The sequence below is a fragment of the Uliginosibacterium sangjuense genome, assembly GCF_059132465.1.
This window is the reverse complement of record NZ_CP101132.1, coordinates 3,751,258-3,768,854: the sequence shown is the minus strand read 5'-3', so window position 1 is coordinate 3,768,854 and position 17,597 is coordinate 3,751,258. Positions and strand designations below refer to the sequence as shown.

Genomic DNA, 17,597 nt, shown 5'->3' with positions numbered 1-17,597 from the left:
CCGGCGGTCCGCGCTACGACGCAACGATGTCTCAGGAAGAACGGCGCTCGGTAACCAATGGAATTTGGATGTGCCGAACCCATGGGACAGTGATCGACTCATCCGATCCAACGTTCACGACTGAACTCCTCCGTACCTGGAAGAAGGAGGCAGAAAGGGAGTCTCGACAGCGCGTTTTTTCAAGCTCTGCTTTATCTGAGTCCAGAATAAGTCACGATGTCGTAAATCTTCGAGCCGCAGCGGCTGCCGACATGGAGGTTTTTCGCCGAACGGCGCGATGGCCAGCCTCGTCAGTTGAGCTCGCACTAATCATTGAGGGGGACGACGAGTCGATAACGACAAGGTCTTTGGCGAAAGTTGTTGTTTCGCATGACGACCTGGTATTGGTCGCACCTCCAGGCATGGGGAAGACGACGGTGCTGCTTCAGGTTGCGGAGGGAATGCTTACAGAAGGAGCAGGAGTGCCAATGTTCATCCCGCTTGGGGATTGGGCAACGGACGGAAAGGACTTGCTGGCATCTATTCTGCACCGACCGTCTTTTCGCGGGGTATCAGAAGATATTCTGCGCAAAGCAGCAGCAAGGCCCGGCGTGGTTCTCTTGTTGGATGGCTGGAATGAACTTGATGCGGCTGCACGCCAACGAGCCCGTGTCCAGTTAGTGTCCTTAAAGGCTGAGCTCCCTAATCTAGGCTTAATCATCTCGACGCGCCGACAGTCGCTTGATGTTCCCATCGAGGCTCTGCGTGCCGATCTTCTTCCTCTCAACTCTCGACAGCAGGAAGCAATAGCGCGCGAGATGAATGGGGAGGCAGCCGTTCGTGTTGTGGATGAAGCGTGGCGTACACCAGGCGTTCGCGAACTGGTCTCGACTCCCCTTTATCTGACGGTGCTCTTGTCACTTCCCCGCGGTTCTGCATTTCCGGCAACGAAGGAAGAGCTCCTACGCCGCTTCGTGGAGGCAAATGAGACTGTGCCTGAGCACGCCGAAGTATTACATGCTGCGTTGGCCGGCATGCATCATCGCTACCTGTGCGATTTGGCTGTCAGAGCAACGTCCGTATCTGCGGTTGCACTTTCTGAGGCGGATGCGCGTCGATCAGTCGTTGAGACGGGACGGATGCTGTTAGCAGAAGGGCAAGTGACGGAACCGCCCCAGCCGCACAGTGCGCTTGAGACACTGGTTAGCAATCACGTTTTATTACGAGCAGGGGACACTCCGGGCTACTCGTTCCAGCATCAGCAATTTCAGGAGTGGTATGCGTCACATGTGGTCCAGGACCGTATCCGAAGGGCGTACGACGATCCAACTGAATTGAATGTCCTGCAAGCGGAGATTTTTAATATACCTGCTTGGGAAGAGGCGATCCTGTTTGCGATTGAGCGGACTGCGAGCAGCTCGGATAGCGTGCTTGCATTGGCCTGTGGACGGTCTGTCCTGGCCGCGCTCGAAGTTGACCCGATGCTCGCAGCCGAAATGGTCTATCGGCTTCCAGAGGAAACCTGGGCTTTTGTTGCGAACGATGTACAGCGCTTCGTTAGAGCGTGGCACTCCCCTGGCATGATCGACCGCGCGTTGCGGTTCATGCTCACGTCTGGTCGACCGGAGTTCCTTGACTTGATCTGGCCGCTTGTAACGCATGCGGATGAGCAAACAAGTCTTGGGGCCCTACGCAACTGTCGGCGGCTTCGGCCGTCAGTATTCGGACAGGACGCGGAGAGTTTGATCAGTGCACTTCCGGACGAGCCGCGAAAAATACTGCTGTGTGAGATGGCTTCGCACGGAGACGTTGATGGACTCCAACTCGCGACGACCCTTGCACAGGTGGACCCCAAGCCCGATGTACAGATGTCCGTAATCAGTATCCTTTCGTTTCGGCGTGCGGATCATCATGTTGCCCAAATGCTAAGGACCGCCCCGGGCAGTATGCTTGATCGAATCGTGCAGCGACGACTTCTCGATGACGAAGACATTGCGGACCCTCAGTGTCGTGAACTCCTTATCCAGGCCCGGCTGCGAATAGCTGAAAAGGAAACAAACAGCGACAAACTCCACCGCATCGCTCGTGCTGTGCATGATGAAGCGCTAGAGCGACCAGTGTTCGATTTGTTATCTACGATCGAGATCGGGTCCGATGAACGAGAAGTTGGGTCGCTCGTCGACGAGCTTTGGGTGCAATATCCCTCCGTTGTAGTCAGCGCCCTCATAGAGCGTGTTCTCAAAGGGCGATCACTCTTCCATCACACAGCGCAGCTCGTGTCCAGTGCAGGTTTAGTGATTGATGATGAACTGCTTCTGGAGATCGCACAGGAGAATGCTGGAAAGTACTGCGAGCGTGCGTCTATTGCCGCGTCGGTACTTGGACCGCATTCGGCAGCGGTCCTTCTGGACAAACTTTTTGACCTTGCACCAAGACGTAAGGTTGGGGAGGTGTGGAATGAGGAGGTTAACAATCTATTCCATGGCTTAAAAGGAAGGTTGGCACTTGCACCTGCCCTCAGTGTCCTTGAGGCCATCAAGGCACGGTCCTCGCAGGCATTGGTTTCTGAGATGGCGCTGATGGCGCGGGTGTTAGTGCAATGTCGTGGACACCAGTCATCGACTCATGATCGGCCCTTCAACGATGGCGTACGCGATGCCGTTGTCGATCTAGTTGAACAATGGGCATCGCGAATGCTGGCCTCCGGTGATGCAACCCGAGAGCAAACGGCGAGCTTGGCACTTCTCGCTGCCTGCGCTCCGTCTGGCCGACTATTGCCGGTGCTTCGGACATTGCTCGATGATGAGCTTCAACGCTTTAGAGCGTTCCGAATGGAGGCGGAGGCTAAGAGATGGAGTCCCGGCGATGCAACAGATGAGGCGAGAACGCTTCATACGCATGAGTACGCACGCGCCTTTCGCGCCTTAGAGCCATCGATCACGCGGTCTGTCCTGTATGACTATCTTGCCGATCAGCACTTTGGGGAAGAGGCCGTCGGTGTATTGGTCGAATGGTGGAGGCTCGCAAACGAGCCACAACCTATCGAGCCTCGCTTATTCGGCCGATCTGGGTTCGCAGGCGTGGCTATGCGACGGGCAATGCTCCTTGCCAAACCAAATGAAACGTGTGAGGAGGCCGACGCTGTTTTTGCGGTAGTTGTGAGGTTGCTCGAAGAGGCCGGCGAAGATGAGCAGCGGCTTGCCGTTGCTCTTGGCTCAATAGCTGTTCGGCTGCCTCATGGTGGCTGGCGCGATGTGGTTACACAACTTCTTGCACTCGCGCCACGACGTGATCGCTACACATTGCTGATGAACCTTTGTCTCTCTGGCGAGACTATCTCGCTCGATGAGGTTACTCGCGGCATCACTGAAACGCAGGAGGCAGCGGGTGCGCAATCGCCGGCTTTCATTCTGGACGACGGATCCGAACTTAGACGTTGGCTCCAACTCTTGCCTTTCACGGAGAAGCCGCTGCTGGGCTTAGAGTTGCTGACCACACTGCCCGACCCATTCAAGCATCGACGTATATGGGACGATGTTCTGCTGGCATGCGAGGCCTTAAGCAGCAAAGAGGGGGGGCTCTGTCTGTTGAGATTGGCAGAGCTGGCCCCAGAGTTTTATGGTTATCACGGCTGGCACCGTGTAGTCTTTCGGCAAGCATTAGACTCTCTGGATATTGCCCATCAATTGATCTGCCTTGCTGCGCGAGGTGTTTTTTCTAGGACAGAGTCCGACCGTCGGCTTCTCGCACGCGAACTGTCTAGGCTATTAGAGGCGCACGCAGAAGTTCGCACACAGGTCTATGCGCTGCTGGCAGATGGTCCTGTAACACCGGGTTTGGCGCTTCTTGCAGAAGCGGTATCCGAGTGTCCCGACGTACCGGGGCTCCTGCTGCTGGTACAAGCCGAGCTGATTGCACACCAAGGTTTCGCGAATTCTCGCGTTGTCGAGCATGTTGTGACTAAGCGTGTCCCATCGAGAGATTGGGCGGGGGCCTTCGAGGTTTTGCCTTCGCCCGTCGTTGAACTGCGGCGAAGTCTCCTGGCGATGTGCTCCGACGGGGGGCCTTCTGACGTTGCAGCGCGATGCCTTCGCAGGATTGATGCGATCAGAGATTTGCACGGGTTGCCCGAGGGCGAGCCGCGTCATCCGGACTTCGCTTCTGGCGCGCGATGGCCGATCCTGAACGTATCGACGGTGGAAGAGGATCTGTACTGACAGGTAATGTTGTTCAGTCTTAACTCGGAGTCGTACCGCAGCTGAGTGGCTGATGCGCATACTAAGCCGATGGGTCGTTCGTGGAGGCATGAAGACGGAGACTGCACTGCTATGGACGATTCACCTGCGTCCCAAGCCGGACGAGTTGCTGAGCTCGTGGCTGTATCGATTGGCGCATGCACATGGTCTGAGAGTGCATTCATTCTCCGAAGCCGCGCTGGGTAAGAAAACTCAGATATGGAATCGCGACATTGATCGGTGTGCACCAACAACGCTCTTGAATCGACTTGCGTCATCGACGGGGCTGAGTGAAGCAAAGGTCTATGCGACAACACTAAAGTCGTACGAAGGCCTGCTGTTCGAGCATCACAACGAAAAGGGAAACAACAAGTGGATACTTCCACTTGGCATCTACCATCGAACGCGACGTGGATACGGACAGCAGTTCTGCCCACTCTGTCTTTTCTTCGATGCCGAGCCCTACTACAGACGACTCTGGCGGCTTTCCTTGGCGACTATATGCCCTGACCACGGTTGCCTGTTGCATGATCGATGTCACGCGTGCGGGGCTCCAGTGGTGTTCTTCCGGAGCGACATAGGTAGAGGACGGCCGTTGCTTCATGAAGGAGCCGTTCACTGTTGGTGCTGCAGCGCTGATCTGCGGAGGGCGCCGGCAATCCAGCCAGATTGCTTTGAGTGGAAGCCAATAGTTTCCCTTCGCTCGCTGCTAACGTTTGCGAACGATGGAGTGGCGGTGGCCGTGGATCAGCTCCACTCTTACGGACACCTCTTCCTGGACGTCCTGTATGAGGTTGCTGAGCTACTGGTGCATGGGCATCGAAGCGTCGTTCGGTCGAGGCTCCTAGCCGAGATCCGGAAAGAGATTCCGTTGCCCCCGCCGAGTGAAGCGCATCTCATAGACGCGCTGGACGTCAAAGCCAGGCACTCCATGCTGTTGGCATCGATATGGTTGCTGTCTGAGTGGCCAGATAGATTCGTACGGCTGTGCGCGACAGCGAAGGTCAAGCGGACGCAACTGCTACGAGACTTTGACGAAGCACCCTACTGGTTCCATGAGGTGCTGGAAACACAACTGAACGGAAAGTGGACGAGTCGTTCTGCTGCTGAAGTTGCTCATGCGGCTGACTACCTGGTCGCACGAGGTGAGCAACCCTCCGTGAAGACGCTGAACCGACTGATGGGGGCCTACACAGACAGGCAGGCCAGTGATGCTTGGCGACGTGCAGGCGCGCGACCGATGGAGGCACCCGAGGTTCGGCAACTGCTGGAGGCGCTGACGGTGAAGATCAGATCTTTGGAGAAGGGATCGATGCGGCGATTGATCTTGGAGAGAGACCGAGTGATGTTTGAGTTGCTTGCGATCACGGGTTGGTCTGTTGATCGAGTGGTGGGGCTGACAACCTCGGAGGCAGTGCAGTCTGCGAAGGACGTGAAGGCGGATGGGCCGAACGACAGGCGTCGTCGTTGGTTGCTGTTGTCGTACATGCGCGATGTGCGACCCGGCCTTCTGGGGAAGCGTGCTGAGAAGACCAACGCATTCTTTCTGGGAGTGTTTGGAGAAGGGATTGATCGCCCGGCATGGGTTGCTCGTTTTCGGCGAGCTTTGGACTTGGCAGGTCTACCTCGAAAGGGGCTCACGCTGGTGAGTCTGGAGGCCTATGGAATTGGTCATGCGAACGTTGCTTAAGACACTGGCCGTGTGGATGCTTGCGACCTGGGGTTGGCTCGCTTTTGCCGAGACGTATACCGGCAAGGTTGTCGGGATTGCCGACGGAGACACGATCACGGTTCTTGATCACGCAAACGTGCGGCACCGCGTGAGGCTCGCGGGCATCGACGCGCCGGAGAAAGGACAGGCGTTCGGTGCCGCGTCCAAACAGAGTCTCTCCCAGCTCGTGTTCCAGAAGTCGGTTGTCGTGGAGACGTACAAGACGGATCGATATCGTCGGGAAGTGGGCAAAGTGCTGGTCGATGGGGAGGATGCAAACCTGATGCAGGTGCGTGCAGGACTCGCTTGGCACTACAAGCAGTATGCGCATGAGCAGGTATCAGATGATCGGCAAACATATGCTCGCGCAGAGATGCAGGCGCGTGAGTCTAGGCGTGGTCTATGGGCGAATCCAGCGCAGACTCCTCCCTGGGAGTTCAGACGTCAGCGGTGATGACGCTACTATTTGTAGCGGACAGCGTTGACCACCTTGCTGGCTGTGGTGTCACCCAAATGCCACTGTCAAGCGATAGGCCCGGAGTACGGAAAGGGAGAGGACCCTAAGGCGATGACAATCGGAACATTTAAGACCGAAGCCCAAGTGCACTTCCTGGCTATTCGCAAGGCGCTTGCCAATCGCAATGCAGCCGTGATGGTGGGAGCGGGCTTCAGCCGAAATGCTGAAGGCGGGCATAACCTTGCTACTTGGCGTCAGCTGTCAGAGGCATTGGCTACCGAGCTCGATCCAGAACGGCCACCTGAGGGATTTACCCCGGCCGCGGCGTCGCAATTGGCTGAGCAGTATGCAAGCGTCTTTTCCCCGATACATCTGGAACAGCTTATTAAGCGGTGCGTTCCTGATGACCAAGTGACTCCCGGGCGGCTGCACACCTTGCTGCTGGAGCTCCCATGGTCGGAGGTTTTCACCACCAACTACGACACATTGTTGGAGCGGGCCGCAGAGCGTCTGTTTGATGCGTCGTACTTCACCGTGTGTGCCCGCGAGGACATCCCGCAGTCGAAGGTGTTGGGACGCCGGCGAATCGTGAAGCTACACGGCTCGTTTCCGTCACACCGCCCCTTTATCCTGACTGAAGAGGAGTATCGAACCTATCCCGAACGCTTCGCGCCCTTCGTAAACCTGGTACGTCAATCCTTGTTGGAGAACATTTTCTGCCTCATTGGCTTCTCCGGTGATGATCCAAATTTTCTGCATTGGCTCGGCTGGGTTCGTGACATGCTCGATAAGCACGCACTGCCGGTCTACTTATTCCTCGCACAAGAACCGACGCTTGGTGAGCGTAAGCTCTACGAGGCGCGTGGCGTAGTGCCTGTAGTTTTGCCGACCCCTGATGGCGTGGAGGTAAGCGACTATCAAGCACGCTACCATGCGCTTTTCTCCGAGTTGGCCAGACCGCTGGCCGATTCGCCTCTGGACTGGGGAGATTATTCGCTCCCCCAACAGGCGCACTGGCAGCAAGGTGCCGACAGCGAGCATCAGTTCGCCAGTTTCATGAAGCACCTGCCGTTGATCAGTGCATATCGTCAGTCGTACCCAGGCTGGCTTGTGGCGCCACACAAGATAAGGGTCAGATTCTCTAGAACCGCCGAATGGCTAGATGGCTGGCTGCACAACAAGACCCTCCTCGGCGTGCTTGCACAGCGGCCGTCATCCGTAATTCTGTCAGTTGTGGAGCTTTACGGCTGGGCGCAGAACGTGATGCTGAAGCCATGGAGCGATGACGTCGCAGAACTAGGTCGTGCGGCGTTTTTGGCTTATAGCGTAGAAGCTCCTGTCCAGATGACTCCGGACGAAGAAGTGTTTCTGTCCTCCGCAGTAGGCGCCGCCGGTTCAACGACAGTGCCAAGCACACTGATTGGCGCAGGACTCGCACTGCTGACCTGGGCTCGGCAGGGGCATCGCACGCCAGCCTATGAGGAAATTCGGGCGCGACTACAATCTCTTGCGAAGGATGACATTGTCGTTCAAGACCGTTTGGTCTACGAGCACATTCTGCGGCTCCTGCAAAGCTGTGACCAACCAAGCGCGCTTCAACAGATCTCGGCCTGGCGCCCAAAAGGGTCGGATGCGTATGTTCAAGTACTTCGAGGATCTTTGCTGGCGGAGATCGGTGAGACAGTCGGCGCCTTGCAAGTACTCGAACAGGCTATCCAGGTGCTTCGTCGACAACAGCGTTCGCGCCCCGAAGATCCTGCATTAATTTCAAAGGAGGCTTGGGCTTGCCTCATAGCGCGTAACGTCCAGCGTGCGTTGGAGTTCGAATCCCGTTATTCCAGGCTGTTCCCGCCGACACAACCAGAAGCCGGAGAAGACAAGGAATGCGGTGAAGACTTTGAGCTCCGGCTGAATGTGCTGGGCGCCCGGGGATACTCAGCGGATCAAGAGCTTGAGGCACTCAAGGCTGAGCTAAATGCGGAAGCCCTGCCCCTGCAACCGGACGACAGCCAATTGAACGGCTTCGATCTAGGAGCCAACTCATCGCGCTTCCGTCTGGCGCTGCCGCGTGAGCTGCAAGACAAGATCGCGGCCAGTCTGTCGTGGCTTGAACTGGTTGAGCGCACGGGACTTCTTCCGCAGACAAGGAATGTTTTGTTTTTTGTTGAGCAGATGTTGCAGGCAGCTTGGTGGTCGCGGTTTGCTGACACGCCAGAACGATCCATCGGTTTGTTGCTTCGCGTACATCGTGAAAAAGCACTAGAACCAAGAGACCGTTCCTTGCCGCCGCATCGCTCCGGCTGGCTTGCGCGTCATGAGATTGCCTACTTTAACGCAGAGTCGGCAACAGAACTGTGTGCGGAATTTGTGAGGCAAATCTGTGCTGAGTTCGACGGAGCGAGAGTTCCCACTCGTCCACTGTCACGTATTCCTTTTTTGCTAAAAGTTCTAAGCCGCTTGGTGATTCGCGTAGAAAGCGAGGATGTTCTTGAGCGGTGGGGTGCGCAGCTGCTTGAGTTGCACCGCACCACCGCCGTGCGCGCGGAGTCAGCGTTGTGGGCACCGCTGACTATGGCCCTAGGGCGCATACTGGAGGCATTACCAGGACAGGCCCAATCAGCCTTGATGCTTCAGGCGGTTAGCTTGACGTTACCGCCTGTCACTTATGCTTCCCAAGCGGGAGAGCACAAAGTTTCCCAATGGTTGAATCTGAAAAGCCTCATGGAGCACTGGGATCCAGACTCTGGTCAGCAATCGAGTGCCGAGTGGCGCCAAATCACTCAACGATTGATTCAGCAACTGCGTGGGCAGCCCAATGCAAAGGACTCCCAGCAAATTTGGCGACATCTCATGGATCTTTGCGATAAGGGCATCCTTGATGACGCCGACCAGTCTGAGGTTGGCGAGTTGCTCTGGGAAAATATGGAGCCTCGCCAGTGGCCTACCATCCCCGGGTACTATCCTTCGGCAACGCTTTCTTGGCCCTGCCCAAAACTCAACGCGTCATCATTGATGCTGGACCGAATACTGGCGCGGCCCTTGCGTCCCTTGAACTCTGGGGGCTACATGAGCTTGACGTTGGGGACAGGACGTAGCTATGACATTGGTGGCTTGGAAACCACACTGGGTGCGATCAGATACGCGATCACCAAAGCGAACCCGACCCTGCTTCAGATCGGAAAACTTCTCAACGTGGTAAACGAGTGGCTTGATGCGCAGTTGGAGGATTTGGTTCTCGATCTGGCGGACCCGCAAGTGCACGACGAAGTATTCAAATCCATCCGGTATCTCGACGACATACTCGTGGAATGTGTCAATCTGCTCGCAGAACGACCGCGCTCTGCGCGCGTTAGGGTGCTTCTAAGCAAGATCGAGATGCTAAATAACCGGATTCTGGCTTTCAGAATTCCACGTTATCACCTGGGCCTGGTGCTAATTCGCAATGACCTGCGTTCTGCGCAGGCTCTTGAGGGTGATCTGAAGTCGCTCATTGGGGGACTTGTAGAGGGTAATGAGAAAACACGTTGGCGGGCTGCGCATGCAAGTTACCGCTTGCTCACCGAAGAGGATTCTCGGTTCCATGCGGCCGCAAAGATGTTGTTTGACACGCTTGTGGCTTGCGTGTTCGCTCAAAGTCCGACGTGCATGGATCAAGCAATGGATGTGTTGTCGCATCTGCCATCTTCCGTATGGCGCCGCCACTTTGACCAAACATCTCTAACCCTGCTGAACATTGCGATGGAGACTCTAATAAGCAGGCTTGCCTACGATAGGCAGCGGTCTGCGGACGCTATGCCTGATGAGGTGCTACCCAACCTTAGATTCAAGATGTTCCAGTTGGCTTACACCATGATTTGCGCCACAAAGGCCGATGTTCCAGGGGCGCAACGTTGGCTGGATGCTGCTGATGCCGACCCTTTGCCTGAGGTGCGTCTTGGGCGTTTCAAGCGTGCGGCTGATGAAGCCGAGAGTCGATAGAAGTCACGGTTAGTGGGATACGCAGTTAATGGCTGCAGCTCTCCTCGCCGTAGATGACTCTCGTTTCAGAGGCAATTTCTTGAGCGGGGACATTGGTAGTGCCAGCTTTACGACTCGTCCGTATCGTAACTTGCAATCAACTTCTCGCGTTCCACACAGTTCTGCAATGAGTCAGCTGCGGCGAGCGCTGCTTTCAGCTTGCTGATAACGTCGTCCGCCGGCGTGACAAATGCATGGTAAGCGTAGTCGTCGGCCACAATCCGCTTGAGCGTCAAATCGAAGGGTTCGTCTCGCTTTCTGGCGGTAGACCGGATGATTCCTCTGGTGGACTTGAGCCTGATAAACACGACCACCCTACGATCGATCCAAGTGGCAATCCCGATTGTCTGCGAGACCTTCTCATCTTTCATCTTAAGCCAGGTGACGTGGGCGGCATTCCCCTCAGCCGCGAGGCTTTCTATGAGTGCGGTGCGAATGTACTGAAGCCGGAAGGCGGGTGGGTTTGGGCGAGACTCACCTGTCTCAATTTCTACATGGGTGGGACCGGATGAGACTCCTTCGCCCTCTTCGCCTACGCTCCGTGCCGTTTCAGTGGGTTTGCCGTGGAGCACGTCTTCTTTCACCGCTACAGTTCGTTCACCAACGTAATCCGTCTGCTTGTCTGCAAGGTCTGGGAAGCGCTGACGATCAATGGCGGCGACTGCGCTAGGCCAGGCTCGCTTCCGTGGCTCCTCGGTTACGAACTCCTTGCTGGTGTTCTTGCGTATCATGCGCTTGGCGTCCTTCCCCTTTTGTCCGGGCGATTCGTCGGTGGTTGCCTCTTGCTTCAAGGGGCGCGAGGTTTGCACTCTTAAGGCCTTAAACGGGAAAGGGTGTGAGCAGCTATGGATTTGGTGGACGAGCAATCTTCTCTGCCCATTCGCGGTGATCCACTCGCCTGAGACTTGAAGGGTGGTTTGACCTTCGAACGGGAATGACATGAGGATGTATGGCTTTTCGCCCTTCACACTCTGTGCGACCAGGTGTTTTGCAACTCCGTAGGCCGCTCGCGCTGCGATGGGGTCGAATGCAATTCGGGCTACGTCCGCACCTGATGCCTTGGCTAGGCCTGGTGCGAGTCGAACAAAGGATGCGCCATCGTCACCAACGCCTCGGCTCACGTAGAACTTGTCTTCCTTCGCACCGGCTACGACTCGGCTCAGTAGGCTCGATGAAGATCCAAAGTACGTGCGAAACAGCTCTACGCAAGGTATGACAATGTCACTACTGTCGTCGGTGCTGCGAACAACGGCGCAGTAGGCTCCTGTGTGGCCGCGATGTTTGTCGAATGCGTCGAATGGCAGGAGATGGCCCGATTGCGGATCTTCGGGGGGTGCTGGACTGCCGGCCTTCAGTAGCTTGCACGACTCGGGTGAAACATCGATCGTGATGCTCACCACTTCTGAGGTGGTGGTGCCGAGCAGTTTTCCGTCTGACCAGATGGATCCGAGAGGGAGCTGGCCGAGAAAGCCTATGGGAATCAAGCGGACCATTCGGCGTCGTGGCGAGCTGTCTCCTTCAGGCGTTATAGACTCAAACAGCAACTCAATCGATGGCTGGCTGTACCGATGATCTCGGTTTGGGTAAGTAATGTGCCCGTGCCAGCACACCGCCCATTGCCCACTGGGGAGGATTGGCGAGGTCAGGTGCAGAGGTGATTGTTTCAGCTGGAGCCATGAAGTCATGTTGATGTGTAAGACGAACGGAATCCAACCAATCTGTTCAGGAATGACGTTGCCAAACCGTTGTGATCTGACTACACCAGTTCGGCACACATTCACCTTCTCCCAGAGTGTGCTAACAGTCGCTAGTGGCAGGTGTCGGTCACATCAAGGAATGCGTTGGACTGTACTGCGAGTGCTTCGCTAGGCGTCTGCTAAATGTACGTGCTCGGTTTCCTAGATCCCTGATATGGGTTTGGACTGCCTCCGAAGGGGCGACACTTTCGGCGAGGGAGCGCGAGATGGAATGTGACCTCAGTTGCGACGGACGTTACTGAGCCGCCAGTCGTTCACGTTGAAGATGCTGAATTCTCCGCATCTGCCTTCCGATATCGTCATCCGCGGCTTTCACCCTGCACACTGCGTTGCCCGCATGGGCAGCTGTTGCCGCCAACCCGAAGCTTTCCGTTGATTCGGCGGCAGCTAAAAATGCGGAGCGCAACAGTCGAGGAGTGAAGGGTTCCGCGATCCCGTTCTTCTTCTGCCATGCTTTCACCATTGACCAAATCGACCACGGGCGAACTGCTGAATTCGCGTCCAGGTGGCTAAGAAGCGGTGAATCCTTGCCGACACTCCTTCCGCTAATTTCCTTCCGAAAGTTCTGATACTGAAGCCATAGTTGCAGTACATGAGGAGGTAGGTGGACTTCGCGCGCATCGAGTTGCAATCTCAGCCTTGACTTCCTTGAGGCCAGCACGTGCTTTGCCTTTAGAGTCGAGAGGCTCGCAACGTCCAGCGCGCCCCAGTATGCGAGATTGATTGCGATCAATGCGCGAGCATCCTCCAGAGATGAAGGCTGCTGGACCCCTGATAGAGCACGGCGAAGTGCCAGAGGCATATCGCCCAAACCAGTTTTTTTATCCGTTGCCTTAGTCTTGGCCGGCGCGACAATCCTAGGTGGCCACCAGTCTATGTGCCCGTGTTCCGCACACCAGATAAGGAAGTGGCGGCAGATCCGCATTGCCTGTACGGCGCTGGAGTTTGCGAGAACGCTCCGGCGCCGTGTGTTTATCAACTTACGCGGACGTCGGATGGCGACGATATAGCTCTCCCAGTGGTCTGAGCACAGAGATTCCGTGGTGAGAAGTTCGAACTTGGCGGCCATGTACTGAGCAAAGCGGTCAACTTCGCCTCGATAGCTCGTGCGAGTCGCGGGGGCCAAGTGAGGTTGCGAGTCTATCCACGCAACACAGACGTCAGTAAGGGTTGTCATTATCAAAAATTATTTACATAATCTTTGGTAAGACTATAATTGGAAGTGAAGGAATTTGCAAAGCGGCGTAACAAGGGATAGAAAGGTGCAAGATGACCATGCCAATTCTGCGCTGGGCGGGCAGCAAGAAGAAGCTTCTTCCAACGCTCGTGGCGGCGACCCCGGTTGGCTATGACAGGTACGTCGAGCCCTTTGCCGGCTCGGCCGTCTTGTATCTGCGCTTGGCCGATACGCCGGCACTGCTGGGTGACATCAATCCGGATCTCATTGAAACTTACGAGACGGTCAAAAGGCATCCGAAGCGGGTTTGGGCCAAGGTGGCGGCGATGAGCGTGGCGCCCGACTACTACTATGAGCTGCGCGCCCTGGACTCGTCCCGCATGGGCAAGCTCGATCGGGCTGCTCGGTTTGTGTACCTCAATCGATTTTGCTTCAATGGTGTTTACCGCACAAACAGGCAGGGCCAGTTCAATGTTGCAAGAGGGAAAGGCCATCTCTTTGTGCCGGACCTTGAAGTCTTCTTTGCGTTCTCGGAGAAGCTAGCCAACGCAGCACTGTTCTGCGGGGACTTCGAATCCGTTGTTTCCCAGGCTGGCGCTGGGGATTTCCTGTACCTCGATCCGCCGTACAGCTTGGATGGAAAGCGAGATCGAGGTGAGTACGGCATGGGTACGTTCAGAGAAAACGATGAAGACCGGTTGGTTGATGCTGTCATTGCTGCCTCGGACCGTGGAGCAAAGGTGCTGCTTTCCTACTCGCCATCGCGCCGCATGGTGCAACGGCTCTCCGGGTGGCGTGTTAAAAAACTGAACGTAGCCCGCAACGTTGCTGGTTTCACGTCCGCGCGGCGCAGTGCCAAAGAAATACTCGTTTCGAATTATGATTGGGTCTTCGACAGACCAGATCAGTAATTCGATGCCGATCGACGGGGCCGTTCCTTCATCACAAAAAAGTGTGCTTCGGATTGCTGTCATTGGAGATCCGCACTTTGTACAGGTCAACCATGATCTGGCCAAAATCTCGCACCTGAAATTTGATGCGGAGGGAAAATTTGTCCCGCCGCATGCGCAACAGCACCCTTGGGCGTCACTAAAGGAGTTGGTCTCCGCCGGCGGGGATCTGAAGGCGGATCTAGTCATTTGCGTCGGAGATCTCAGCTCTGGAGGGGACCTGCCTGCCCTAGATATCGGCTGGAGATACCTCAACGAGTTGGCGCAGTTGATGGGGGCGGAAGTGCTTGCATGCACAACGGGTAACCATGATGTGAGGTCTCGTAGCCAAGCTAGGGAGGTCATGGAAAATGTGGTCCGGTCTTTGGGCAACTCTCGCGGGCTGAACGAGAACCTGAAAAACCTGGAGCCGCCCTATCCGTTGGTGGATCAAGCCGGCGTGACGGGTTTGAAGGCCGACGACCTGCGAACAAAATACTTTGGAAGCGGCGTAGTTCTGATCTCCACTCCGAAGTATCGCCTTGTCATCCTAGACAGCTGTTGTGAGCACACACAAGACAGCTGTGACTACGAGAAGGGGGCTTTCCCTCAGTCCGTAAAGAGGGCCCTGAGTGGCGCCCTAAAGGAGTCTGGCGAGCCTAGGCTCAACATGCTGGTATGCCACCATCCTCCGAGCTCACATGGCTACTTCAACCAGAACAATTACGATTTCATCTCCGGAGGCGGAGAAATGCTGGGGGTGCTTGAAGAGCACGGAGCTTGGCTAGTTCTTCACGGCCATAAGCATCACGGACATGTGGCTTATGCCTTGGGAGGGGGGCGCTCACCGGTAATTTTTTCCGCCGCTAGCCTCGGCGCCACGCTTACGGAGACAGGTAGTGGGTTCAGGAACCAGTTTTACATAGTAGAGCTGGAGTCCATGGGGGAGGACTTGCGGGGTCAAGTCCGGGCGTGGGACTGGTTCAGCGGTAGCGGTTACCAGCCAGCCGACCGAAAGGACGGTGGAATTTTCGATGGCTGTGGGTTCGGATACCGGCGATCGCCTGGAGAGATCGCTGCAGAGATCGCAACCTTGACCGCTAACAGACTGCCAATTCGGTGGGATGACTTGAAGGATGATATGCCTGATCTCAGGTACATCATTCCTTCCGACTATCCTCTCATCGAGGCATCACTTCGGCGCAACCACGGAATCGTCGTGGAGCCCGATCCCAGGAAGAAGAACTGGCTGCTTCTCGCGAAGGGCGCATTGTGAGTACGAATTTTTTAGATCCCTTCAATGCAAAAGCCATGACCTTCCGGGAAGTGGCGTCAACCTTCGTCCCGTCCAACAAGTTTGCGCTACTTGCCGGAAAGTGGAATGCACTGCTCATCGGTCCCCGCGGGAGTGGCAAAACAACGCTGATGAAGATGCTGACTGTTGAGGCGCTCAGAGCATGGGATGGGCCGGAGGCCAGTGATTACCGAAAGGGCATTTCATACACCGGCATCTATGTGCCGTCCGATATTGCATGGGGCGAAATGGTAAGGTCGTTGTCGACCTCGTTTGATGAAGGCACGACGAATCTAATTTCCGCATCAGCCTTCGTGACCAACGTCTTGCAATCAACTGTCATGGCTATGCAAGGGCGTTTGAATACTTCCTCCATACAAGGAGGCGAGCCAAATTTTCGCCTAGCTCAGTGTCCGGCGGAGAAGTTCGAGCGCGCAATTCAGGAAATCGCTGAACTATGGAAGCTGACGACGCGATCACTTTCCCTGCAGGGGTTGGCCAATGCCTTAGGCCTCCGACTTCTCGACATAAAGCAGCAGGCCAATTTGATTGCAGCCACGCCTGGGGTGAAGCCGACCGAAATTTCTTCTCGGATGCCCTATATTGGCCTTCCGCTGGTCGAATCGGTTAGTGCGGCCGTCTCGCTCTTTAACACCGTCATCGGTGAGGAGGAAGGCCTGTGGGGATTGTTGCTTGATGAGTTTGAAGTTGCACCAGTACATCTTCAAGTGGAGGTGCTAACTGCGTTACGTGCATCTCCAGGAAAAGTGCTCTTCAAGGTTGCGCTAGCTCCGTGCGGCCCTCATACCCTGCTCGACCTCAATGAAGCAACAAGCCCCACTCACTATAACGACTACAAACAGGTAGAACTGTGGTATCTGAAAAAGACGGAGTCTCAAGAGTTCTGCAATCAGATTTTTGCATCCCGTAAGTCGACATGGGAAAACATTCCAGCCGACGCTTCGCCAGAAGATGTATTTGGTATTACTGGCTATGCGATTGTAGATGAAATGGGAGAGGGCTCTGCCGTCCCGTCCTCGTATGGACGGGGCGCGCTTTGGGAGAAAGAGTTCTTGCAACTGGCTGATAAAGATGAGACGTTCGCGTACTTTCTCAGAAAGAAAGAAATTGACCCCAGGAGCCTCGATCCATCACCTGCGGCTCCTAACGGAAACACGATTCGTAAGATCGCTCCGGTAGTAGCGTTTAGAAATGCCTACAAGGGATGGAAGCCGGGAAAGAAAAGAGGTCGCAAGCCCTTCAAATCAGGGTATAGCGGATGGGCCGCCATTTGCGCAATAAGCGAAGGCAATCCACGCTGGTTAATTGGGATCATCAATGCCATCACTGCGAATTTGCCCTCTGACCGCGCAGCGCATGACCGGGTAAAGCTTCCCGTATCGGTTGTCACTCAGCAAGAACAACTCTCAGGGCTGTCCCAAGCGTTCGCAGAAATCTTGCGTGCATCTGCGACGGGGCAGTTCCGTGGTTTAGGGGCTTCGCTCCCAGTGTTCGATACCCTCGAAAAGATTGGCACGTACTTCCACAATCGATTGGTGCTCGACACCTTCGTTGAGGATCCACCTTTGTCTTTTGTGGTGGACGCGGATATCGAAGAAGACGTAGAGAATGCCCTGAGGCTCGCAATCAATCACGGTGCCGTAGTTTGCTACGAGAAGCCCGACGGTTTAGGTGGATACTCTTCGCTCCGGAAGAAGCGCTTTCGGCTTGCATACCTTCTTGCCCCCGAGTTCAAACTTCCTCTGAAAATGTCAAAGGAAGTTAGTTTGAGAACCGTATTGTCCAAGGCCGCTCCGATTTCCGAACAGGAAGCTGCTCCTGCGCAGGGGACACTGTCATGGGACTAGTGGTTTCCGAATTTTCTCAAACTCTTATTTCAGCCACTCCCACCCTAAGCGATCTAGGAGGGGTGCCTGATATTGCGGTACTGAGCTCAGGAAAAAAGCGACGCCATCGCTATTTCTTGCGGTCCTTGGGGGAGGACAACAACATAACAGAGCTGCGATGGCCTCCTCTGGAA

Annotated in this window: 9 protein-coding genes and 1 pseudogene; 8 read left to right on the top strand and 2 right to left on the bottom strand. The window is 55.6% G+C overall.

Annotation, left to right across the window (positions count from 1 at the left end):
* The first annotated feature begins 467 nt into the window (after positions 1–467).
* From NMB43_RS17335 to NMB43_RS17315, 5 genes and pseudogenes are all read left to right on the top strand, one after another.
* Positions 468–4,196: an NACHT domain-containing protein gene (locus NMB43_RS17335; RefSeq protein ID WP_494349415.1), complete on the top strand. Its 3,729-nt coding sequence runs from the start codon at positions 468–470 to the stop codon at positions 4,194–4,196.
* Between the two features lie 52 nt (positions 4,197–4,248).
* A pseudogene (locus NMB43_RS17330) lies at positions 4,249–4,680 on the top strand (TniQ family protein); the annotation flags it as partial.
* 276 nt (positions 4,681–4,956) lie between these two features.
* A complete protein-coding gene (locus NMB43_RS17325) occupies positions 4,957–5,904 on the top strand; it encodes a site-specific integrase (protein ID WP_494352182.1) in 948 nt (315 codons plus the stop codon).
* A complete protein-coding gene (locus NMB43_RS17320) occupies positions 5,888–6,379 on the top strand; it encodes a thermonuclease family protein (protein ID WP_494349414.1) in 492 nt (163 codons plus the stop codon). The genes NMB43_RS17325 and NMB43_RS17320 overlap by 17 nt, the downstream gene beginning before the upstream one ends.
* Positions 6,380–6,493: 114 nt before the next feature.
* Entirely contained in the window at positions 6,494–10,360 is a 3,867-nt protein-coding gene (locus NMB43_RS17315) for an SIR2 family protein (protein ID WP_494349413.1), read from the top strand.
* 107 nt (positions 10,361–10,467) lie between these two features.
* On the opposite strand, the gene NMB43_RS17310 is transcribed toward NMB43_RS17315, so the two are convergent.
* Together NMB43_RS17310 and NMB43_RS17305 are read right to left on the bottom strand one after the other, a co-directional pair.
* Positions 10,468–11,892: a hypothetical protein gene (locus NMB43_RS17310; RefSeq protein WP_494349412.1), complete on the bottom strand. Its 1,425-nt coding sequence runs from the start codon at positions 11,890–11,892 to the stop codon at positions 10,468–10,470.
* A gap of 499 nt (positions 11,893–12,391) precedes the next feature.
* Positions 12,392–13,225 carry a site-specific integrase gene (locus tag NMB43_RS17305; RefSeq protein WP_494349411.1) on the bottom strand — a complete coding sequence of 278 codons (834 nt, stop codon included), beginning with the start codon at positions 13,223–13,225 and terminating at the stop codon, positions 12,392–12,394.
* A 206-nt stretch (positions 13,226–13,431) separates the two neighbouring features.
* Here NMB43_RS17305 and NMB43_RS17300 point away from each other — a divergent pair, with 206 nt between their 5' ends.
* Genes NMB43_RS17300 through NMB43_RS17290 form a run of 3 tightly spaced genes read left to right on the top strand, consistent with a single transcriptional unit; the run spans position 13,432 to position 17,424 of the window.
* Positions 13,432–14,244, top strand: coding sequence for a DNA adenine methylase (locus NMB43_RS17300; RefSeq protein WP_494349410.1), 813 nt, complete (start codon positions 13,432–13,434; stop codon positions 14,242–14,244).
* A 4-nt stretch (positions 14,245–14,248) separates the two neighbouring features.
* A complete protein-coding gene (locus tag NMB43_RS17295) occupies positions 14,249–15,538 on the top strand; it encodes a metallophosphoesterase family protein (RefSeq protein ID WP_494349409.1) in 1,290 nt (429 codons plus the stop codon).
* Positions 15,535–17,424: an ORC-CDC6 family AAA ATPase gene (locus NMB43_RS17290; protein ID WP_494349408.1), complete on the top strand. Its 1,890-nt coding sequence runs from the start codon at positions 15,535–15,537 to the stop codon at positions 17,422–17,424. The genes NMB43_RS17295 and NMB43_RS17290 overlap by 4 nt, the downstream gene beginning before the upstream one ends.
* The last annotated feature ends 173 nt before the right edge of the window (positions 17,425–17,597 follow it).